Origin of the sequence: Streptomyces paradoxus (genome assembly GCF_014202475.1) — a bacterium.
Classification (GTDB): domain Bacteria; phylum Actinomycetota; class Actinomycetes; order Streptomycetales; family Streptomycetaceae; genus Streptomyces; species Streptomyces paradoxus.
In genome coordinates this window covers 428,186-448,810 of the sequence record NZ_JACHGV010000001.1, presented here as the reverse complement: position 1 = coordinate 448,810, position 20,625 = coordinate 428,186, and the positions used below count along the sequence as shown (strand labels likewise).

Annotated in this window: 20 protein-coding genes and 2 pseudogenes; 11 read left to right on the top strand and 11 right to left on the bottom strand. The window is 72.9% G+C overall.

Annotated features, from left to right (window positions below):
• The 7 genes from HNR57_RS02070 to HNR57_RS02040 all read left to right on the top strand — a co-directional run bounded on the left by HNR57_RS02070 (window position 1) and on the right by HNR57_RS02040 (window position 6,188).
• Window positions 1-660, top strand: a complete 660-nt coding sequence (locus HNR57_RS02070; RefSeq protein WP_184555005.1) for an MmyB family transcriptional regulator — start codon at window positions 1-3, stop codon at window positions 658-660.
• Between the two features lie 71 nt (window positions 661-731).
• The gene (locus tag HNR57_RS02065; protein ID WP_184555003.1) at window positions 732-1,886 is read left to right on the top strand and encodes an NAD(P)/FAD-dependent oxidoreductase; all 1,155 of its coding nucleotides are present in this window, start codon (window positions 732-734) and stop codon (window positions 1,884-1,886) included.
• Window positions 1,883-2,230 (top strand): (2Fe-2S)-binding protein, encoded by a 348-nt coding sequence (locus tag HNR57_RS02060; RefSeq protein ID WP_184555001.1) that lies wholly within the window; start codon window positions 1,883-1,885, stop codon window positions 2,228-2,230. The genes HNR57_RS02065 and HNR57_RS02060 overlap by 4 nt, the downstream gene beginning before the upstream one ends.
• Window positions 2,220-3,584 carry an FAD/NAD(P)-dependent oxidoreductase gene (locus HNR57_RS02055; RefSeq protein ID WP_184554999.1) on the top strand — a complete coding sequence of 455 codons (1,365 nt, stop codon included), beginning with the start codon at window positions 2,220-2,222 and terminating at the stop codon, window positions 3,582-3,584. Before HNR57_RS02060 ends, HNR57_RS02055 begins: the two co-directional genes overlap by 11 nt.
• The gene (locus HNR57_RS02050) at window positions 3,581-4,471 is read left to right on the top strand and encodes a dihydrodipicolinate synthase family protein (RefSeq protein WP_184554997.1); all 891 of its coding nucleotides are present in this window, start codon (window positions 3,581-3,583) and stop codon (window positions 4,469-4,471) included. Before HNR57_RS02055 ends, HNR57_RS02050 begins: the two co-directional genes overlap by 4 nt.
• A gap of 5 nt (window positions 4,472-4,476) precedes the next feature.
• On the top strand, window positions 4,477-5,478 hold the full coding sequence (locus HNR57_RS02045) for a proline racemase family protein (protein WP_184554995.1): 1,002 nt from the start codon (window positions 4,477-4,479) through the stop codon (window positions 5,476-5,478).
• Between the two features lie 38 nt (window positions 5,479-5,516).
• Window positions 5,517-6,188 carry a GntR family transcriptional regulator gene (locus HNR57_RS02040; protein WP_184554993.1) on the top strand — a complete coding sequence of 224 codons (672 nt, stop codon included), beginning with the start codon at window positions 5,517-5,519 and terminating at the stop codon, window positions 6,186-6,188.
• A 19-nt stretch (window positions 6,189-6,207) separates the two neighbouring features.
• Here the strand turns inward: HNR57_RS02040 and HNR57_RS02035 are convergent, their stop codons facing one another.
• From HNR57_RS02035 to HNR57_RS02005, 7 genes are all read right to left on the bottom strand, one after another.
• A complete protein-coding gene (locus HNR57_RS02035; RefSeq protein WP_184554991.1) occupies window positions 6,208-6,978 on the bottom strand; it encodes an ABC transporter ATP-binding protein in 771 nt (256 codons plus the stop codon).
• Between the two features lie 20 nt (window positions 6,979-6,998).
• Window positions 6,999-7,814, bottom strand: coding sequence for an ABC transporter permease (locus HNR57_RS02030; RefSeq protein ID WP_184554989.1), 816 nt, complete (start codon window positions 7,812-7,814; stop codon window positions 6,999-7,001).
• A complete protein-coding gene (locus HNR57_RS02025) occupies window positions 7,814-8,587 on the bottom strand; it encodes an ABC transporter permease (RefSeq protein ID WP_184554987.1) in 774 nt (257 codons plus the stop codon). The genes HNR57_RS02030 and HNR57_RS02025 overlap by 1 nt, the downstream gene beginning before the upstream one ends.
• Window positions 8,584-9,552, bottom strand: a complete 969-nt coding sequence (locus HNR57_RS02020) for an ABC transporter substrate-binding protein (protein WP_184554985.1) — start codon at window positions 9,550-9,552, stop codon at window positions 8,584-8,586. The genes HNR57_RS02025 and HNR57_RS02020 overlap by 4 nt, the downstream gene beginning before the upstream one ends.
• Before the next feature lie 142 nt (window positions 9,553-9,694).
• Complete coding sequence (locus HNR57_RS02015; protein ID WP_184554983.1) at window positions 9,695-10,630, bottom strand: PDR/VanB family oxidoreductase; 936 nt, start codon at window positions 10,628-10,630, stop codon at window positions 9,695-9,697.
• Window positions 10,627-10,809 carry a hypothetical protein gene (locus tag HNR57_RS02010; RefSeq protein WP_184554980.1) on the bottom strand — a complete coding sequence of 61 codons (183 nt, stop codon included), beginning with the start codon at window positions 10,807-10,809 and terminating at the stop codon, window positions 10,627-10,629. The genes HNR57_RS02015 and HNR57_RS02010 overlap by 4 nt, the downstream gene beginning before the upstream one ends.
• Window positions 10,806-11,876: a Rieske 2Fe-2S domain-containing protein gene (locus HNR57_RS02005; protein WP_184554976.1), complete on the bottom strand. Its 1,071-nt coding sequence runs from the start codon at window positions 11,874-11,876 to the stop codon at window positions 10,806-10,808. The genes HNR57_RS02010 and HNR57_RS02005 overlap by 4 nt, the downstream gene beginning before the upstream one ends.
• Before the next feature lie 163 nt (window positions 11,877-12,039).
• Between HNR57_RS02005 and HNR57_RS40815 the strand changes: the two genes are divergently transcribed.
• Window positions 12,040-12,465 carry a peptidoglycan-binding protein gene (locus tag HNR57_RS40815; RefSeq protein WP_184554972.1) on the top strand — a complete coding sequence of 142 codons (426 nt, stop codon included), beginning with the start codon at window positions 12,040-12,042 and terminating at the stop codon, window positions 12,463-12,465.
• Window positions 12,462-13,640, top strand: a complete 1,179-nt coding sequence (locus HNR57_RS01995) for a hypothetical protein (RefSeq protein WP_313672934.1) — start codon at window positions 12,462-12,464, stop codon at window positions 13,638-13,640. The genes HNR57_RS40815 and HNR57_RS01995 overlap by 4 nt, the downstream gene beginning before the upstream one ends.
• Here HNR57_RS01995 and HNR57_RS01990 read toward each other — a convergent pair.
• A pseudogene (locus HNR57_RS01990) lies at window positions 13,619-14,414 on the bottom strand (MFS transporter). The gene HNR57_RS01995 and the pseudogene HNR57_RS01990 sit on opposite strands and share 22 nt — an antisense overlap.
• Before the next feature lie 136 nt (window positions 14,415-14,550).
• Between HNR57_RS01990 and HNR57_RS01985 the strand changes: the two are divergent.
• The gene (locus tag HNR57_RS01985; RefSeq protein ID WP_184554969.1) at window positions 14,551-16,602 is read left to right on the top strand and encodes a phosphocholine-specific phospholipase C; all 2,052 of its coding nucleotides are present in this window, start codon (window positions 14,551-14,553) and stop codon (window positions 16,600-16,602) included.
• On the opposite strand, the gene HNR57_RS01980 is transcribed toward HNR57_RS01985, so the two are convergent.
• Together HNR57_RS01980 and HNR57_RS01975 are read right to left on the bottom strand one after the other, a co-directional pair.
• Entirely contained in the window at window positions 16,592-17,542 is a 951-nt protein-coding gene (locus HNR57_RS01980; protein ID WP_184554966.1) for a DMT family protein, read from the bottom strand. The genes HNR57_RS01985 and HNR57_RS01980 overlap by 11 nt on opposite strands.
• The gene (locus HNR57_RS01975; protein ID WP_184554964.1) at window positions 17,539-18,381 is read right to left on the bottom strand and encodes a phosphatase PAP2 family protein; all 843 of its coding nucleotides are present in this window, start codon (window positions 18,379-18,381) and stop codon (window positions 17,539-17,541) included. The genes HNR57_RS01980 and HNR57_RS01975 overlap by 4 nt, the downstream gene beginning before the upstream one ends.
• 167 nt (window positions 18,382-18,548) lie before the next feature.
• Here HNR57_RS01975 and HNR57_RS01970 point away from each other — a divergent pair, with 167 nt between their 5' ends.
• Window positions 18,549-19,157 (top strand): TetR/AcrR family transcriptional regulator, encoded by a 609-nt coding sequence (locus HNR57_RS01970; RefSeq protein ID WP_184554961.1) that lies wholly within the window; start codon window positions 18,549-18,551, stop codon window positions 19,155-19,157.
• A 156-nt stretch (window positions 19,158-19,313) separates the two neighbouring features.
• Here the strand turns inward: HNR57_RS01970 and HNR57_RS40220 are convergent.
• Window positions 19,314-20,186 (bottom strand): annotated as a pseudogene (locus tag HNR57_RS40220) (hypothetical protein); the annotation flags it as partial.
• Window positions 20,187-20,625 lie beyond the last annotated feature (439 nt).

Sequence of the window (20,625 nt, the reverse complement as noted above, 5' to 3'; positions counted from 1 at the left end):
ATGGCATATCAGGCAGGAGGGCGGCGGCCGGCACCGCGGCCCGTCCCCGAGACTCCGGAGGCCCAGGCCTACCTGGAGGACTACGCCGGGCTCCTGGAGGGCGTCTCCTTCCCCTCGCTCGTCGTCGATCACTGCTGGGACGTGGTGCTGACCAACAGCGCCTTCCGGTCACTTTTCCGTGAGGCGGGCCCGCACCCGACGGCCATGCCGGGTGACAACTTCCTCAGGTTCGTGCTGTTCCACCCCGACGCCCCCGCGGTGCTCGGCGACCACGAGGCCAGCTGGTGCCTGCCGATGCTCGCGCACTTCGCACGGACCGTGGAGAGCCGCGGCCCGGACCACGGCCTCCAGGCCATCCGCGGGGACATCGCCCAGGACCCGATCATGGAGGCCGCCTACCGGCACGGCCTGCCGCACTGGATCCGCGCGGTCGGCGAGGACGCCGTCGAGCAGGACGGCGCCCTACGGCCGCTGCTCCACCCGGACCCCCGCCGGGGCCCCACCGAGTGCCGGATCGTCATCGAGACGTCCAGGACCCTGGAAGAACTGGGCTGCGCCCGGGTCACCTTCGCGCTGCGCGAGACGCGTCGCCCCGCGACCAGGGAGCGCCGCACGCGCCGCACCGCCTCCCACCTGAGGGTCGTCCCCATGGCCGACTGACCGCCCCCGCGCGGTCACCCGCCGGTGGCCGCACCCTTCCCAGCCCATGTGGTGTGTGACATAGTACTGGCGTGAACGAGTCGCTGACCTGCGATGTCGTGGTGGTAGGCGCCGGTGTGGTCGGCGCCGCCACCGCCCTGTACGCGGCCCGCGCGGGCCTGGACACCGTCGTGGTGGACCGGGGACCGGTGGCCGGCGGTACGACCGGAGCGGGGGAGGGGAACCTCCTCGTCTCCGACAAGGAACCCGGACCTGAGCTCGAACTGGCCCTGCTGTCCGCCCGGCTGTGGGCCGCACTGGCCCGGGAGGGGCTGGGCGAGGCCGTCGAGTACGAGACCAAGGGCGGTGTCGTGGTCGCCGGCACGGACCGGGCCCTGGCCGGGCTGGAGAAGCTCGCCGCCGAGCAGCGCGCGGCCGGGGTCGAGGCCGTCCCGGTGCCGCCCGACCGGCTCCCCGACCTGGAGCCGTACCTGGCCCCCGGCCTCGCGGGCGGCATGCACTACCCGCAGGACGCCCAGGTGATGCCCGCCCTCGCGGCGGCGCACCTGCTGCGCGCCTCGAAGGCCCGGGTGCTCACCGGCCGGGAGGTGACCGGCATCCTGCGCGGCCCGGGCGGCGCGGTGCGCGGCGTGCGCACCGGCCGGGGCGACCTCCACGCCCCCGCGGTCGTCAACGCGGCCGGCACCTGGGGCGGTGAGGTCGCGGCCCGCGCCGGAGTGTCCCTGCCGGTGCTGCCCCGCAGGGGTTTCGTCCTGGTCACCGAACCGCTGCCGCCGCGCATCCGGCACAAGGTGTACGCCGCCGACTACGTGGCCGACGTCGCCAGCGACTCGGCGGCGCTGCAGACCTCCCCGGTGGTGGAGGGCACCCCGGCCGGTCCGGTCCTCATCGGCGCCAGCCGCGAACGGGTCGGCTTCGACCGTTCGCTGTCGCTCCCGGCGGTGCGCGCGCTGGCGGCCGGGGCGACCGGGCTCTTCCCGTTCCTCGCCGGAGTCCGGGCGATGCGGACGTACGCCGGCTTCCGGCCGTATCTGCCGGACCACCTGCCCGCGATCGGCCCCGACCCGCGGGCGCCCGGGCTCTTCCACGCCTGCGGGCACGAGGGCGCGGGCATCGGGCTCGCCACCGGCACCGGGCAGCTGATCGCCCAGGTCCTGACCGGGCGCACCCCCGATCTGGACCTCGGACCGTTCCGGCCCGACCGCTTCACCGAGGAGGCCGCGTGAACCCGCTCGAGCTTGCCGGGGCCAGGCCCGGACCCTCCTTCACGGTCACGTTCGACGGGCGGCCGGTCGAGGCGCTGCCCGGGCAGACGGTCGCCGCCGTGCTGTGGGCGGCAGGGGTGACGTCATGGCGTTCCACCCGGGGCGAGGGCCGTCCGCGCGGGGTGTTCTGCGGGATCGGCGTCTGCTTCGACTGCCTGGTGACCGTCAACGGCCGCCCCAACCAACGGGCCTGTCTCGTGCCGGTGCGGCCGGGGGACGTGATCGGCACGCAGGACGGCACCGGACACGGGGAGACCGGCACCCAGGACGGGACGGGTCATGAGGAGGCGCGCCATGCGGACTGACCTCGCCGTGATCGGCGCCGGACCGGCCGGACTCGCCGCCGCCCTGGCGGCCTCGGCGCGCGGCGTACGGGTCACGCTCGTCGACGCCGCGACACGACCCGGCGGGCAGTTCTACCGGCAGCCCGCCGAGGCACTCGCCGCCAGTCGGCCCGAGGCGCTGCACCACGGGTGGCGGACCTGGGAGCGGCTGCGGGACGGGCTCGCCGTCAGTGCCGTGCGCGTCCTGACGGAACACCATGTGTGGTGCGTGGAGCGCACGCCGGACGGCTTCACCGTGAACGCCCTGCTCGGGCCCGAGCAGGAGGAGCCCGTCCAACTGCACGCCCGGGCCGTGCTCCTGGCCACCGGCGGCTACGAGCGGGTGCTGCCCTTCCCCGGCTGGACCCTCCCGGGCGTCGTCACGGCCGGGGGAGCCCAGGCCATGCTCAAGGGCGGGCTCGTGGTGCCGGGGCGCCGAGCCCTCGTGGCCGGGACGGGGCCGCTGCTGCTGCCCGTGGCGACCGGGCTCGCGGCAGCCGGCGTCGAGGTCGCCGCGCTCGTCGAGTCCACCGGCCCCAGGCGCCTCGCCCGGCACGCTCCCGCCCTGGCCGGCAAGCTCCCCGAGGGGGCCGGACACGCAGCCGGGCTGCTGCGCCACCGCATCCCGGTCCTCACCCGGCACACCGTCGTCCGCGCCCACGGCGACGACCGGCTGACCGGCGTCACCGTCGCCGCCCTCGGCACCGACGGGCACGTCCGGCCCGGCACCGAACGGCACCTGCCCTGCGACACCCTCGCGGCCGGCCACGGCATGCTCCCGCACACCGACCTCGCCGAGAGCCTCGGCTGCCGCCTCGACGGACTCGCCGTGGCCGTCGACACCGAACAGCGCACGGACGTGCCCGGCGTGTGGGCGGCCGGCGAGGCCACCGGCATCGGCGGCGCCGCCCTCTCCCTCGCCGAGGGGCACATCGCCGGCTGCTCCGCCGCCGCCCACCTGCACGGCACCGCACCCGGCCCGGCCCCCGCCGCCCTCAAGGCCCGTACGGCACTCCAGCGATCCGCGGCCGCCCTCGACTCCGCCTACGTGCTCCCCGCGCACTGGCCCGAGCAGATCACCGACGACACCGTGGTCTGCCGCTGCGAGGAGGTCACCGCCGGGGCCGTGCGCGAGGCCCTGGACCTCGGGGCGGGCGACGAGCGCACCGTGAAGCTGTTCACCCGGGCCGGAATGGGCTGGTGCCAGGGCCGGATGTGCGGCACCGCGATCGCCGGTCTCGCCGGCTGCGCACCCACCCCGGCCAAGCGCCCGTTCGCCCGTCCCGTGCCGCTCGGCGTCCTCGCCCGGCACCACCCCAAGGAGGGACCGTCATGACCGACCACCACCCCTGGCGCGGCGTCCTCGTCGCCACCGCGCTCCCGCTGAACGACGACCTCTCGGTCGACTTCGACCGGTACGCCGAGCACTGCGCCTGGCTCGTCGGGAACGGCTGCGACGGCGTCGTGCCGAACGGCTCCCTCGGTGAGTACCAGGTGCTCACGCCCGAGGAACGGGCCCGGGTCGTCGAGACGGCCGTCGCCGCCATCGGCGGGGAGCGGGTGATGCCCGGCGTCGCCGCGTACGGGTCCGCCGAGGCCCGGCGCTGGGCCGAGCAGGCCGGCGAGGCCGGCTGCCGCGCGGTGATGCTGCTGCCGCCGAACGCCTACCGCGCCGACGAGCGCTCCGTCCTCGCCCACTACGCCGAGGTCGCCCGGTCGGGCCTGCCGGTCGTCGCGTACAACAACCCCATCGACACCAAGGTCGACCTCGTGCCCGAGCTGCTGGCCCGGCTGCACGGCGAGGGGTACATCCGCGGCGTCAAGGAGTTCTCGGGCGATGTCCGCCGCGCTTACCGGATCGCCGAACTCGCCCCCGAACTGGACCTCCTGATCGGTGCGGACGACGTCCTGCTGGAGCTGGCCGTCGCGGGAGCCAAGGGCTGGGTGGCGGGCTACCCGAACGCGCTGCCCCGTTCCTGCGCCGAGCTGTACCGTGCCGCCGTCGGCGGCGACCTCGGCGCGGCTCTGCCCCTGTACCGGCAACTGCACCCCCTGCTGCGCTGGGACTCACAGGTGGAGTTCGTCCAGGCCATCAAGCTGTCCATGGACATCGCCGGCCGCCACGGCGGGCCCTGCCGCCCGCCCCGCGCCGCGCTGCTGCCCGGGCAGGAGGCGGCGGTCCGCGCCGCCACGGAGAAGGCCGTCGCGGCCGGACTGAGCTGAGGACCATGCGCAGCAGACTCACCCTGCACGCCGTCGACTCGCACACCGAGGGCATGCCGACCCGCGTGATCACCGGCGGCATCGGCGCCGTCCCCGGCGCCACCATGAACGAACGGCGGCTGTGGTTCCGCGAACACCGCGACGACGTCAAGCAGTTGCTGATGAACGAGCCGCGCGGCCACTCCGCCATGAGCGGCGCGATCCTCCAGCCCCCGACCCGGCCCGACTGCGACTGGGGCGTCCTCTACATCGAGGTCTCCGGCTATCTGCCGATGTGCGGACACGGAACCATCGGCGTGGCGACCGTCCTCGTCGAGACCGGCATGGTCGAGGTCGTCGAGCCGGTGACCACCATCCGGCTCGACACCCCGGCGGGCCCGGTCGTCGCCGAGGTGTCCGTCGAGGACGGTGCCGCCAAGGCGGTCACCCTCCGCAACGTGCCCTCCTTCGCCGTCGGCCTCGACCGCGAGGCAACCCTCGCCGACGGCCGGACGGTGACGTACGACCTCGCCTTCGGCGGCAACTTCTACGCCATCCTGCCGCTGGAGCGGTTCGGCCTGCCCTTCGACCGGTCCCGCAAGGACGAGATCCTCGCGGCCGGCCTGTCCCTCATGGCCGCCGTCAACGCCGAGGACCCGCCCGTCCACCCGGAGGACCCCTCCATCCACGGCCTCCACCACGTCTACCTGGCCGCCCCCGGCTCGACCGCCCGCCATTCCCGGCACGCCATGGCCATCCACCCCGGCTGGTTCGACCGCTCGCCCTGCGGCACCGGCACCAGCGCCCGCATGGCACAGCTGCACGCGCGCGGCGAACTCCCGCTGCACACCGAGTTCGTGAACGAGTCCTTCATCGGCACCCGCTTCACCGGCAGACTGCTCGGCACGACCGCGGTCGCCGGCCGCCCGGCCGTGCTGCCCAGCTTCACCGGCCGCGCCTGGATCACCGGTACCGCCCAGTACTTGCTGGACCCCGAGGACCCGTTCCCGGCGGGATTCGTCCTGTAGACACCCTGTAAGCGCACGAGAGAGGAACCCCGACCGTCATGGCCGCGCAGCACACCCCCGCCCTGCCCGTGCTCGGCAGCAGGAAGCCCAGCCACCGGGAGCGGGTCGCGGACGCGCTGCGCGCCGCCCTGATCGCCGGGGAACTGCGGCCCGGCGAGGTCTACTCGGCACCCGGCCTCGCCACCCGCTTCGGCGTCTCCGCCACGCCCGTGCGCGAGGCCATGCTCGACCTGGCGAAGGAGGGACTGGTCGACACCGTGCCCAACAAGGGCTTCCGGGTCACCGCCGTCTCCGAGCAGCAGCTCGACGAGTACACCCACATCCGGGCACTGATCGAGATCCCCACCACGGCCGGGCTGGCCCGCACGGCCGACCCGGTGGCCCTGGAGGCGCTCCGCCCGGTCGCCCGGGAGATCGTCACCTCCGCCGCGGCCGGCGACCTCATCGCCTATGTCGAGGCCGACCTGCGCTTCCACCTCGGCCTGCTGGCCCTCGCCGGCAACGGCCACCTCGTCGACGTCGTACGCGACCTCAGACGCCGCTCCCGGCTCTACGGCCTGACGGCCCTGGTGGCGCAGGGGCGGCTGGAAGCGTCGGCCGAGGAGCACCTGGAGATCCTGGACGCGCTGCTCGCCCGCGACGAGGACGCCGTACGAGCCGTGATGGCGCGGCACCTGGGGCACGTGCGGGGCCTGTGGGCGGCACCCTGAACAGCCGGACGCGACCGGTTCACCGGCCGAGCTTCGCCGCCTGGACCTGCTCGTACACCCGAGTCCGCAGCTCGGCGAAGCGCGGGTCCACCCGCGTGTGCAGCTGGTCCCGCTCGACCGGCAGATCGACTTTCAGCTGCTGCTGGACGACGGTGGGGGAGGCCGACAGCACGAGCACCCGCTCGCCGAGGTACACGGCCTCGTCGATGTCATGGGTGACGAACAGGATCGTGATCCCGCGCTCCCGCCACAACCGCCGTACGAGGTCCTCCAGTTCGGCCCGGGTCTGGGCGTCCACCGCGGCGAACGGCTCGTCCATCAGCAGCACCTCGGGCTCGTACGCCAGCGCCCGCGCGATGGCCACCCGCTGCTGCATGCCGCCCGACAGCTGCCACGGATACGCCCCCGCGGCGTCCGCCAGCCCCACCGACTCCAGCGCGTCCGCGACCAGCGCCCGGCGCCGCTCCCGGCTGAGCCTCTTCTGCTTCAGGGGCAGTTCGACGTTCTGCCCGACCCGCATCCACGGGAGCAGGCTGCGGCCGTACTCCTGGAACACGAACGCCATGCCGGGCGGCGGCCCGTCCACCGTGCGGCCCGCGAGCCGCACCTCGCCGGCCGTGGGGGCGAGCAGACCGCCGACGCACTTCAGCAGGGTCGTCTTGCCGCAGCCCGACGGCCCGACGAGACAGACCAGTTCCCCCGCCGCCACGCTGAAGGTCAGATCGCGCACCGCTTCGGTCCGCCGCCCGGACCCCTCGTAGACCTTCCCGAGGCCGTGTACGTCCAGCATGGAGCGCCCTTTCGCGAGGTTCACGGGGACCGCCGGCCGGACTCGCGCAGGCCGTGGTACCAGCCGAGCACCCGCCGCTCGGCCAGCCGGAAGAGGACCGAGAGGAGGAAGCCGAGCAGACCGAGGAGCAGAATCCCGGTCCACATGTCGGGGATGGCGAAACCGCGCTGGAACTGCACGATGGTGAAGCCGAGGCCGTTGCTGGCGGCGAACATCTCGCTGATCACCATGAGAATGATCCCGATCGACAGCGCCTGGCGCAGGCCCGCGAAGATCTGCGGGCTCGCCGAGCGCAGCACCACGTCCCGCAGCCGGGCCACACCCGTGATGCCGTACGAGCGGGCCGTCTCGGCGAGGACCGGGTCGACCGCGCGGACGCCCTCGACCGTGTTGAGCAGGACCGGCCAGACACAGCCGCTCGCGATCACCGCGATCTTCATCATGTCGCCGATCCCGGCGAACAGCATGATGACCGGCACCAGGACCGGCGGCGGCACCGCCCGCAGGAACTCCAGTACCGGCTCGCACAGCGCCCGCACCCGACGCCGGGAGCCGATGACCGTGCCGAGCGCCACCCCCACGACGGCCGCCACGGCGTATCCCGCCGCGAGCCGCAGCACGCTGGGCAGCACGTCCCCGCGCAGCCGCTCGCCCGTCCACACGTCCGGGAAGGCCCCGAAGACGGTCCGCAGCGGCGGCCAGTAGACGTTCGTGCTGCCGGCCGACGCCACCCACCAGACGGCCACCAGCACCGCCGGCAGCGCGAGCGCGAACACCAGCCGCAGCGCGGCCCTCCCCCAAGCTCTCGACGTCACCCGGCCAGCGGGGACCCCCATCACACCGCCACCTCCCCGCGCACCGACTGGTGCCAGGCCAGGGCCCGCCGCTCCACCGCCCTCGCCCCCACGTTGATCAGCAGCCCGAGCACCCCGGTCACCACGATCAGCGCGTACATCTCCGGCACCGCCTGCGAGGTCTGCGCCACCGCGATCCGCGCCCCCAGCCCCGGGGCCCCGATGACCAGTTCGGCGGTGACGGCGAGGATGAGCGCCACGGCCGCGGCCAGCCGCACCCCGGTCATGACGTACGGCAGCGCCGATGGCCACAGCACGTGCCGCACCCGTGCCCAGGCGCCCAGACCGTACGAGCGTGCCGTCTCCTCCGCGACCGGGTCGACGTCGCGCACGCCGTACAGGACCTGGATCAGCACCTGCCAGAACGAGGCGTACACGACCAGGAGCAGGACCGAGCGCAGTTCCGTGCCGTACAGCAGCACCGCCAGCGGGATCAGCGCGACCGACGGGATGGGCCGCAGGAACTCGATCGTGGAGGCCGTCACCTCGCGCAGCCACGGCACCACGGAGATCACCACGCCCGCGACGACACCCGCGCTCACCGCGATCGCCAGGCCCAGCGCCCAGCCGGTGAGGGTGTCGCCGAGCGCCGACCAGAAGGCCGTGTCGGAGAGTTCGCGGCCGAGCGCGCCGGCGATGCGGCCGGCCGGCGGGAAGTGGTCCTCGTCGACCAGGCCGAGCCGCGGCACGGCCTCGCCCAGGAGGACGAACACCGCGAACCCGGCCGCACCGAGGGCCGCGTCGGAGCCCCTCACGGCAGCAGCTCGTCCAGGTCCGGCTTCTTCTCGAACAGCCCGTCCCGCTCGCCGAGTTCGGCCAGCCGCTCGATCGACGGCCGGTCGGGCTCGGCCGGATAGCGCGGCAGGGTCAGCTTCTCCAGCAGGGTGGCGGGGATCTTCGTGTACGTGGTGAGAATCTGCCGGACCTCCTCCGGGTGGCTGTCGGCGTACTTCAGTGACTCGGCGGTGGCCTCCTGGAACTTCTTCACCAGTTCCGGGTTCTTGCCGGCGAACTGCTCGGAGGTGAAGTACATGGCCACGGTGAGGTCCGGTGACACGTCGTGGAAGTTCGACGCGATCTCCTTGCCGCCCGCGGCCTTCACGGTGGCCAGCGCGGGCTCCGGGGTGCAGGCCGCGTCGACCTGCCTGCCGTCCAGTGCGGCCGGCATCCGGTCGAAGGGCATCTCGACGAACTCGACCTTCGCAGGGTCGCCGCCGTCCTTGCGGACGGACTCCCTGATCGACGTGTCGCAGATGTTGTTGAGGGTGTTGACCGCCGCCTTCTTGCCCTCCAGCTGCTTGGCGGAGGTGAGGGGAGAGCCCTTCCTCACCGTGATGGCGGCGAAGTCGGCGCCGTCCTCACCCGTCGACGCGACACCGTTCGCCACGGCCTTGACGGGCACGTTCTTGGAGCGGGCGAGCAGCAGCGAGGTGGTGTTGCTGAAGCCGAACTGGAACTGGCCGGACATGACCCCGGGCACGATCGCGGCCCCGCCCTGGGCCGGTACCAGCTCCAGTTCGAGGCCGCGGTCGGCGTAGAAGCCCTGCTTCTCGCCCAGGTAGATGGGTGCGACGTCCAGGACGGGAACGACCCCGACCTTGACGGCGGTGGTTCCGCCGGACGAGCCGGCCGTGTCCTTCCCGCCGGGGTCGGACGACCCGCAGGCGGTGACGGAGGCCAGGACGGACCAGGCCGTCAGGCCGACGAGCAGGCGACGCATGGCTCCCCCTGTGGGACCGGCTGAGGTGCTCCGACAGGCTGTGCGCAGGCAGTACGGAAGTGCTCAGCGGGAACCTAGGGCCCGTCCGGAGCCATGGTCAATGCACGTGCGGTGAAGGCTTGTTGAAACCAGCACCTTCGGGTCACAGATCCAGTACGAGCCGCCCGCCGCGGCAGCGGGACACACAGATGAGCATCGTCTCGCCCGCCGCGCGCTCGTCGTCGGTCAGCACCGAGTCGCGGTGGTCCGGGTCCCCGTCCAGGACGTCGGTCTCGCACGTGCCACAGGTGCCCTCGGTGCAGGAGTACAGGACCTCGACCCCGGCGGCGCGCACGGCGTCGAGCACGGACACGTCGGGCGCGACGGTGAGCGTCCTGCCGCTGCGCGCCAGCTCCACCTCGAACGCGGTGTTGCCGCCGGTCTCCTGCTCCTTCGGCTGGAACCGCTCGACGCGCAGGACCCCGGGCGGGCAGCTGGCCTCGACGGCGTCCAGCAGCGGCCCCGGGCCGCAGCAGTAGACGAGCGTGCCCTCGGGCACGTCGTCCAGCACCGCGGGCAGGTCCAGCAGGCCCGTCTCGTCCTCCGGCGCGAACGTCACGCGGTCCCCGTAGCGGCCCAGTTCCTCGCCGAACGCCATGGACCCGCGGGTGCGCCCGCCGTACAGCAGCGTCCATTCGGCGCCCGCCGCCTCCGCCGCCGCCAGCATCGGCAGGAGCGGCGTGATGCCGATGCCGCCGGCGACGAAGCGGTAGGAAGGGGCGGGTTCCAGGCGGAAGTTGTTCCGGGGCCCGCGCACCCGCACCTTGGCGCCCTCTCCCAGCTGCTCGTGCACATGGGCGGAGCCGCCCCGCCCGGCGGGCTCGCGCAGCACCGCGACCCGCCAGGCCGACCGGTCCGCAGGATTGCCGCACAGCGAGTACTGCCGTTCCAGGCCGGGCCCGAGGAGCACGTCGACGTGAGCGCCCGGCTCCCAGGCCGGGAGCGGCTCGCCCAGTGGATGGCGCAAGGTCAGGGCGAGCACTCCCTCGGCGGCGAACTCACGTCGCCGGACGATCAGTTCGGCCTCGTACACGGTCATGGACTGGTCCCTCGCGGTTCGTCGTCGCTCACATGTCCCTGCGGGTGGGCGAGCATCCACTCCCACATCTCGACCGGGTCCTGCGCGGTGTGCTCGCGGCCGCAGTGGCACGTGCCGTGCAGCACGTCGGTGCCGGGCACCCAGTCGATGCGGTAGATCTCGCCGGTCGGAGCCGTCACCGGATCTGCTCCACGGGCTTCTCGCCCTGCTCCACCAGCCGGGCGAGGATGCGGCGGGCGGCGAGGCCACCGGTGTCGATGTTGATGCTCAGCTCCTGGTAGCCGGTCCGCTCGGTGCCGAGGGTCTCCTGCAGCAGGTTGAGCGCGGTGACGTCCTGCATCACCACCGTGTGGTTGTTCCCGCGCAGGAACTCGGTGACCTCGGCGTCGTCCGTGGCCCAGTCGCGCGAGACGGCCCAGAAGTCGTACACCTTGCCGTCGCCCGACGGCGTGATCGCGTACGTGATCTCGGTGTGAAAGGCGTTCGGGTCGCTGCCGTCCGCTTCGGGCAGCACCCCCACCGGGGCGATACGGGCGTGCAGCAGATACAGGCACGGCGCGTGGTACTCGATGTCCTGCCAGCGGGTGATCCGGCCCTCGATGCCGGTGGACTTGGCGTAGAACGGCGGGCACTCGGCGTCGTCCATGTGCCGGCTGACCCGGACGATCCCGGCGCCCTCGTCGACCTCGGTGGTGATCGGCGTCTCGGCGACCTCGGGGGTGCCGATGTAGCCGCCGTGCAGATACGTCTCGTGGGACAGGTCCAGGAGGTTGTCGACGAGCAGGCCGTAGTCGCAGTCGATGGGCTCCATGCCGCACACGGTGACCCAGCCCGGGGTGTCCAGGTGCCGGGCCCGGGGGATGGTCTGCGGGTCGGCGAGCGCCGGGTCGCCGATCCACACCCAGATCAGCGAGTCCTGCTCGACGACCGGGTAGGAGGCGACCCGGGCGGTGCGCGGCACCCGTTTCTGCCCCGGCACGTACACACAGGTGCCGGTCGTGTCGTACGTGAAGCCGTGGTAGCCGCACACGATCCGGTCCCCGTCCAGGCGCGTCGGCGCCTGGGACAGCGGGTACCGGCGGTGCACACACCGGTCGTGCAGGACGACCGGCGTGCCGTCCTCCTCCGTCCGGTAGAGCACGAGCGTCTCACCGAGGATCGTCCGGCCGAGCAACTCCCGCCCGACTTCGTGACTGTAGGCGGCGACGTACCACTGGTTCCTGGCGAAGGCGGTCATGTGGGGCATGGCGTTCGGCTCCCGTCTCTGGGTCGTGGCGCCATCGTCGGCGCGGCTCTCCCGGCGCCGCAACGGGCCTTCCGTCAGACGGAAGCAGTTGCCGCATCAAAAAGTGAAAGCGTAACGGAATTCCCGACTTTTTCATCCCGGAGAATCCGCTTAATCTGGGTATATGGAAAAGACACAGTTCTATGTGGTCAAGCGCGGCGACACCCTCATCAAGATCGCGTCCATGCATCACGTGACGCTCGACCAGATTCTCGAATGGAATCCCGAGATCGAGAATCCTGACGTCATCCATCCGGGTCAGCGGATCCGTGTGGCCGCACCGGCCATGCACGGGGATTTCGAGCCGTTCCCGGGCGCCGACTTCTTCCAGTCCTCCGTGACGAGCCCGGTCATCGAGGCCATGGGCTTCCGCCTCATCGAGGAGGAGTGCTCGGCGTACGCCGCCGGGCCCGACTCCCAGTGGAGCGAGGCGGACCGGAAGTCGTACGCGATGTGGCAGCGCAAGCTCGGATTCACAGGCCGCGACGCTGACGGCACGCCGGGCCGGAAGTCCTGGGAAAGGCTTCACGTACCCGCCGTCTTCGAGTGACCGGCATCGCGTCGGGCCGGCCTCCGCGGACGGCCTGGCGCGCCAAAGCCCGGGCGCGGATCGCCTATCTCGAGGCAGAGCTGGAACACGAAAGCACCCGACGTGCTCCGGATCACCGGACAGCGCTCATCGAGGGAATGCGAAGTCATCTGGAAAAGGCCCGAGCGGCCGCTGACGAGGATTTCGGATGGCGGAAGCTGTGGTCGGGTTCGGCTGCCCGTGAGGGCGTGTGCTCGAATATTCGCAGCGCCGAGGTGTTGCTGATTCAGCTGGTTTCCGTCGAGGAGGCCGCCGGCCGCGCCAATGAGGTCATGGCGCTGGTCAAGGATCATCTGGAGGCGGACGACCCACGCCGGGTCCGGCTCGCCCTGCGACTGCGTCCCATCATCTCGGGAGACCTCACCACGAGCGACCGGGATCTCATGGCCCGGGCGCTCGACGCCGCGTACAGCAGCCTGGACGACGAGCTGGCGCGGGTGCGCAGCCTGCGCAACATCCTCTGGGCCGCGACCGTCCTCGTGGTGATCGGGGTGGTGAACCTGGCCCTCTACGGGTGGTTCTCGCCCAGTTCGCTGAGCCTGTGCTTCTCACCCCAGGGCGGCTCCGGAGACACGGTCACCGTCGTGTGCCCCACCGCCGAATACCACAACCAGCCGGCTGACACCGACCCGAGCAGGCTGGCCGGAGCGACGGACATCCTCACCGTCGAGATCGCCGGACTCGCCGGTGCCGCCCTCACCGTCATCGCATCGCTGCGCCGCATCCGGGGCACCGACTCCCCCTACATGCTGCCCCTGGCGTCGGCGGTGCTGAAGCTGCCCACCGGCGCCCTGTCGGCCTTCCTCGGACTGCTGCTGATCCGGGGCGCCTTCGTCCCCGGACTCAGTGACCTCGACAGCAGGGCGCAGGTCCTCGCCTGGGCCGCGGCCTTCGGCGCCGCACAGCACCTGGTGACGCGCCTCGTCGACGACCGCGCCCAGATGACGCTGTCGGAGGTCGGCAACACCACCGGCGCGGTGATCGACCCCGAGAAACTCGCCGTCAAGGAAGGGCCACCGGCGTCCGCCGCAGGGTCGCCGAACGGTGCGGGCCCGCACGACGAGCCACACGCGCCCGACGGAGACGGCGAACCGGTCCCCGACAGCGGATCACCTCACCGCCGCAGCGGCACGTGAGCCGTCTCCGGCAACCGCAGGTACACCACCGACGACACCAGGCAGATCACCGCGACGTACCACGGGAACAACCCCGCGTGCCCCTGCTCCTTGAACAGCGTGCCCACGTACGGGGCCGTGCCGCCGAAGAGGGCGACGGTCGGGGAGTAGGGGAAACCGATGCCCGCCGCGCGGACCCGGGTGTTGAGTCCGGCGTACGTCGGCAGGTACGACGTCCACGTGTAGTACGCGATCGTGCCGCCCGCCGTGATGCCGCCGATGAGGAGCGACTCGCGCGGATGCCGGCGCAGCGCCTCGAACAGACCCGGGCGCGGCGCCCGCTGCTGCTCGGCGCTGCGGGTCTCCTGCGCACCCTGCCGGATCCAGAAGCCGACCAGGCTCAGCACGGCCCCGAGCAGGAACGGCACCGCGTCGGGGTGAGCCCGACGAGCAGGCTGCTGCCGCCCACAGCAGGATGGTGACCGTCAGGGCGGCCCGCCGCCCGTGCCGGTCCGCGACCGCGCCCATCAGCAGCCCGCCCACCGGCCGTATGAAGAAGCCGACCGCGAACACCGCGAACGTGGACAGCAGCGGCACCAGCGAGTTGTCCGCGCTCTGGGGGAAGACCTGGTCGGCGATGCAGGTGGCCAGAAACGTGTAGGCGTACCAGTCGTACCACTCCACCGCGTTGCCCACCGAGGCGGCGAGGAGCTGACGAACGGGCCGTTGCGTCGGCGGGGAAGCCGTCTGCGTCTCTGTTACGCCCCCCACCCTCCCCTGGGAACGCCCCGGCACCCCTGGCGTACCGGCGACTTTCACACGAGTGTCACGCGCCCCTTCCTTGTCGTTTGGTGTCCCTGAAACACTCCTTCCGCGCAGATTCCGTCACGTTCCCGCCATCCAGCACAGCAGGATGAGAGGTCTGTCCTTCATGTCCGAAGTCAACCGGCGCCGCTTCCTCCAACTCGCGGGCGCGACCACGGCCTTCAGTGCGCTGTCCGCCAGCATCCAGCGCGCGGCCGCGCTTCCGGCGAACCATCGCACGGGGTCGATCGAGGACGTCGAGCACATCGTCGTCCTGATGCAGGAGAACCGTTCCTTCGACCACTACTTCGGCACCCTGAGAGGCGTCCGCGGCTTCGGCGACCCCCGGCCGGTCACCCTCGGCAACGGCAAACCGGTCTGGCACCAGGAGAAGGACGGCAAGGAGATCCTGCCCTTCCATCCCGACGCCGACGACCTCGGCATGCAGTTCCTGGAGGGCCTGCCGCACTCCTGGCCCGACGGCCAGCAGGCCTACAACGGCGGCACGTACGACCGGTGGGTGCCCGCCAAGGGCACCACGACCATGGCCTACCTGACGCGCGAGGACATCCCGTTCCACTACGCCCTCGCCGACTCCTTCACCGTCTGCGACGCCTACCACTGCTCGTTCATCGGCTCCACCGACCCCAACCGCTACTACATGTGGTCCGGGTACACCGGAAACGACGGCACCGGCGGCGGCCCGGTCCTGGACAACGCCGAGCTCGGCTACGGCTGGACGACCTACCCCGAGCGCCTGGAGCAGGCCGGCATCTCCTGGAAGATCTACCAGGACATCGGCGACGGCCTCGACGCCGCCGGCTCCTGGGGCTGGATCGAGGACGCCTACCGCGGCAACTACGGCGACAACTCCCTGCTCTACTTCAACAAGTACCGGAGCGCCAAGCCCGGCGACCCCTGGTACGACAAGGCCCGCACCGGCACGAACGCCAAGGCCGGCGACGGCTACTTCGACCTGCTGCGCGCCGACGTCAAGGCCGGCAAGCTGCCCCAGATCTCCTGGATCGCCGCCCCGGAGGCCTTCTCCGAGCACTCCAACTGGCCCTCGAACTACGGCGCCTGGTACATCGCCCAGGTCCTCGACGCCCTCACCTCCAACCCGGAGGTCTGGTCGAAGACCGCCCTGTTCATCACGTACGACGAGAACGACGGCTTCTTCGACCATGTGGTGCCGCCGCTGCCCCCGAAGGACGCCTCCCGGGGCCTGTCCACCGTCGACGTCACCCTCGACCTCTTCCCGGGTGACGGCAAGAAGACGGCCGGCCCCTACGGCCTCGGCCCCCGCGTGCCGATGCTTGTCGTCTCGCCGTGGAGCAAGGGCGGCTACGTCTGCTCCGAGACCCTCGACCACACCTCGATCCTGCGGTTCATGGAGCGCCGCTTCGGCGTCCGCGAGACGAACATCTCGCCGTGGCGCCGCGCCATCTGCGGGGATCTGACGTCCGCGTTCGACTTCTCCCGCAAGGACAGCCGTCCCGCCCCGCTGCCCGGCACCGACGAGTACGAGCCGCAGGACCGCGAACGTCACCCCGACTACAAGCCGGTCCCGCCCGCCGACCCGCGCATGCCCCGCCAGGAACGCGGCCTGCGCCGCTCCCGGCCGCTGAAGTACGCCCCGCACGTGGACGCCTCGGTCGACGCCGCGGCCGGGAAGCTCACCCTCACCTTCGCCTCCGGGGCGAAGGCCGGGGCAGCCTTCCACATCACCTCCGGCAACCGCGCCGACGGTCCCTGGATGTACACCACCGAGGCCGGCAAGACGCTCTCCGACACTTGGAACTCGGCCTACTCCGGGGGCTCCTACGACCTGACCGTGCACGGCCCGAACGGCTTCGTGCGGGTCTTCAAGGGTTCGAACAAGACGGCCGGCTGCGAGGTCACCGCCCGCCACACCGGCGACGACATCGAGCTGACCTTCACCAACCAGGGCTCCGGAACGGCCCGCCTGAAGGTCGTGAACGGCTACGGCGGCCGGCCCTCGACCGTCACCGTCCGCCCGGGCGCCCGGGTGTGCCGGAAGGTCGACCTCGCCGGCAGCCGCCGCTGGTACGACCTGACCGTCACCGCCGAGGGCGACAAGGCCTTCCTGCGGCGGTTCGCCGGGCATGTCGAGAACGGGCGGCCGGGGGTGAGCGACCCGGCCGTCATCACCGCGTAGCGGGAGTGAGGTGCCCCGGATCGTGCGACCGGGGCACCAGCGCCGGTTCGGCCGTGGCCGAGCCGGGTTCCAGAGCCAGGACCGCGGCCACCGGATGGTCGTCGTCGGCCGGGTCGGCCGCCGCGGGTGCCGCCCGGCTGAGCAGCACCACGCCCCAGGACGCAAGGCCCGCCCCGGCGAGCGCGAGCAGAACGCCCGCGGGGCCGCCCTGGAGGCGTTCGCCCAGCAGCGACAGGCCGATCACCGCGGCCGCCAGCGGGTTGGCCAGGGTCACCATCGCGAGCGGGCCGCCCAGGCCGCCCCGGTACGCCGTCTGGGAGAGCAGCAGCCCGCCGGCCGCGAAGGCCGCCACGAGCAGCGCCACGCCGGCCACTTGGACACTGAGCACCGGTCCGGTCCGGTCCGTCGCGGCCACCGTCACGGTCTGGGTGAGGGCCGAGGCGACTCCGGACGCCAGCCCGGACGCGGTCGCGTGCCGCAGACCAGGGCGGGCGCCCGGCCGGGACAGCACTCCGATGAACGCCGCGGTGGCGCCCGCCACCGCCAGCGCCTCGGGAACGCTCAGAACGTCGTCCGGCGCCGGGCCGGAGGCCGTGACCAGGATCGTGCCCAGGCCCAGCAGCGTCAGCGCGGTGCCCTTCCATTCGACCGCGCTCACCCGCCGTCCCGCCATCCGCGCCCCCATGGGCACCGCCGCGACCAGGGTGAGCGCCCCGAGCGGCTGGACGACGGTCAGCGGGCCGTACCGGAGCGCGACGACGTGCAGCAGCGCGGCCGACGCGTTCAGCCCGACCGACCACCACCAGGCGCCGCTGCCGAGCAGCCGCAGCGTGCCCGCACCGGGGGAGCGGGAGGCGAGCCGCTCCTGGGCGACCGCCGCGGCCGCGTAGGCGACGGCGGAGACGAGGGACAGGACGACGGCGACCAGGACGGCGTTCACCGGCCGGCTCCCACGAGTGCCTGCTCGTCCCGCTGAGCCGGTACGAGGCCGCCCTGGGCGCGGTCCGCGGTGGTCTGCGTTCGGTGGGGCGGGCGAAGCGAGACGGGGGTCCCCCCGGACGGAGTCCGGGGGAGGATCACCGCGAGCGCGAGGCCGAGCAGGGCCGTCGCCACGATGGCGTCCAGCCAGTAGTGGCTCGCGGTGCCGACGATCACCAGCAGGGTGAGCACGGGATGCACCAGCCAGAGCCAGCGCCACCGCGAGCGGGTCGCGACGATCAGGCCGACGGCCACCATCAGCGCCCAGCCGAAGTGCAGCGACGGCATCGCCGCGAACTGGTTCGACAGGGTGTCGGTGGCGGGATCGCCGTACACCGACGGCCCGTACACCCGTGCCGTGTCGACCAGGCCGGTCGCGGCCAGCAGGCGCGGCGGGGCGAGCGGGAACAGCAGGTGCAGCACCAGCGCGGCGGCCGTGACCGCGGCCAGCACCCGGCGGGCCCACACGTAGTGCGCCGGGCGGCGCAGGTAGAGCCAGATCAGGAAGGCGGCGGTGGCCGGGAAGTGGACGGCCGCGTAGTAGGTGTTGGCGATGTGCACGAGACCGTCGCCGTGCAGCAGCAGGGACTGCACCGCCCCCTCGCCGGGCAGGTGGACCGCTCGCTCGAAGTCCCACACGCGGTGCGCGTTGCGGAACGCCTCACCGGCGTTGCCCGTGGCCAGCTGCCGGCCGAACTTGTAGACGAGGAAGAGCCCTGCGACGAGCAGGAGCTCCCGGACGAGCGGCGGTCGCGCTATCGCGTCGGACCCCGCATGCGCAGGCACGGTGCGGGCATTCATCCCCCGGCCCCTTCGGTGACGGTGGCGCTGTCATCGGTACGAGAGCGTACCGATACGGCAGTGTACCGATACGGCCGCGTACCGGTACACTGCCGTATCGATAGACGTACGACACACCGCCGGCCGGGAATTTTCCGGCCGCCCGACGAAAGCCAGGAGCACCGCCCATGACGTCGCAGGCCGCGGACCGGCCCGAGCCGTCCGGTGTCACGCGCCGCTCCAAGATCACGCCCGAGCGTGAGCAGGAGTTCTACGACGCCGTACTGAAGCAACTGGGCGAGTGCGGCTACGACTCCGTCACCATGGAGGGCGTCGCCGCGAGCACCCGGTGCAGCAAGTCCACGCTCTACCGCCAGTGGAAGACCAAGCCCCAGCTGGTGGCGGCGGCGCTGCGCTCGCACCGCAGGACGCGCTGCATCGACACCGGCTCCCTCGCCGAGGACCTGCGGGAGGCGGCCCGGGCGGCCGGCGAGCTGTCGGGCCGGGACACCAAGCTGCTCCAGGCCCTCGCCCATGCCGCCGGCCAGGATCCGGAGCTGCAGCGCGCGCTGCGCGAGGCACTGGTCGAGCCGGAGATCGCCGCGCTGAAGGAGATCATCCGGCGCGGGGTCGAACGCGGAGAGGTGCCGGCCGACCATCCGGCACTGGAGTACATCCCGGCCCAGCTGCTGGGCGTCCTGCGGGTGCGGCCCGTCCTGGAGGGCGAGTGGGCCGACCCGGACTACCTGGTCCGGTTCGTGGAGGCCGCCGTGCTGCCCGCGCTGGGCCTGACCTGAGACCCGGGCCGCCGTCCGCCGGATGACCGGACGGTGGCCCGACCGCGCCGACCCGTGGGGACGGGGGCGGCGCGCACCCCCCGGCCGGGTGGGGTTCCCCTGTGAGCGGCGGGGGCGCCCCACCCGGCCGACCGGTGTGCGGGTGTCCGCTCCCGGTCAGACGTCCTGACCGTTGCCGCTGCCCGTCGCCGCCTTGATGCCCTTGGTGATGTCGTCGAGCACGCTCTCCTGCTCTCCCGCGTCGACGCCGAACCGGATGACGACCATCTGCTTCGCGTTGGCGGGGGAGGGGAACGCGAGCGACTCCACGATGCCGTCGGCGCCCTTGCTCGTGACGGCCTTCCAGCGGACCAGGTAGCCCTTCTGCCCGGCCACCGTCACGGCCTTGGACTCCAGCACGTCGTGGGAGGTGATCCCGCCGTAGGACTTGCCGCCGTAGGACTCCTCGGCGTTCCTCCCGATGTCCGCCTTGGCGATCTCCTCGGCGGTGGCGCCCTTGGTGCCGAGGGCCAGGGCCGGGGCGGAGTAGGCGCCGCCCTTGGTGCAGGTGGAGGAGGTGTCGCCGGGGCACTTGTAGGAGTCGTCGGACGTCACCTGCGCGCCGGCCCGGGCCTCCTGGCCGTACCAGCCCTTCGGTATCGGCAGGCTGATCCCGCTGACCGCGTCGGTCACCGACCCGCTCCTGATCTTCGGCGGCTCGGACTGCTCGGGCCCCGGGCTCTGCCCACCGGAACCGCCGTCGCCCCCGGACCCGCCGTCGCCGCCCGGTCCTCCGAACGGACCGCCCTGGCCCCCGGGCGCGCCCGGACCGCCGGGCTGCCCCTGCGAGGTGGGCGCGCCCCCGCCGTCGTCCGTCAGGGCGTACACGCCCACGCCGATGCTGGTGAGCACGACCACGGCCGCCGCGACGGCGGCGCCTATCCGCAGCCGCCGCCCTCGGCCGCCCGGAGGAGCGGCGGGATAGGCGGGGTAGGCGGGATACCCGGCAGCAGGCGGGTACGCGCCGCTTGCCGGCTGCCCGGCGGCTGCTGGGTACGTGCCGCTGCCGGGTTGCCCGGCGGCTGCTGGGTACGCGCCGCTGCCGGGTTGCCCGGCGGCTCCCGGGTACGTGCCGCTCCCCGGCTGCCCGGCAGCCCCCGGATACCCCGGAGCGCCTGGATAGCCGGCGGCTTCCCAGCCCTGGGCGCCGCCGGGCTGGCCAGCGGCCTCCGGGCCCGCGGCGCCGGTCGACTGTCCGGTTGACGGCGCCTCGGCGGCAGTCGGCGCCTCGGGCCCGGCCGGAGTCCCGGCTCCCGGTGTTCCGGCCCCGGCCGGCGCCCCGGCTCCCGGCGCCTCGGGCCCGGCCGCCTGTCCGGCTCCCGGCGTCTCGGCTCCGGCCGGAGTCCCGGCTCCCGGTGTTCCGGCCCCGGCCGGCGCCCCGGCTCCCGGCGCCTCGGGCCCGGCCGCCTGTCCCGCTCCCGGCGTCTCG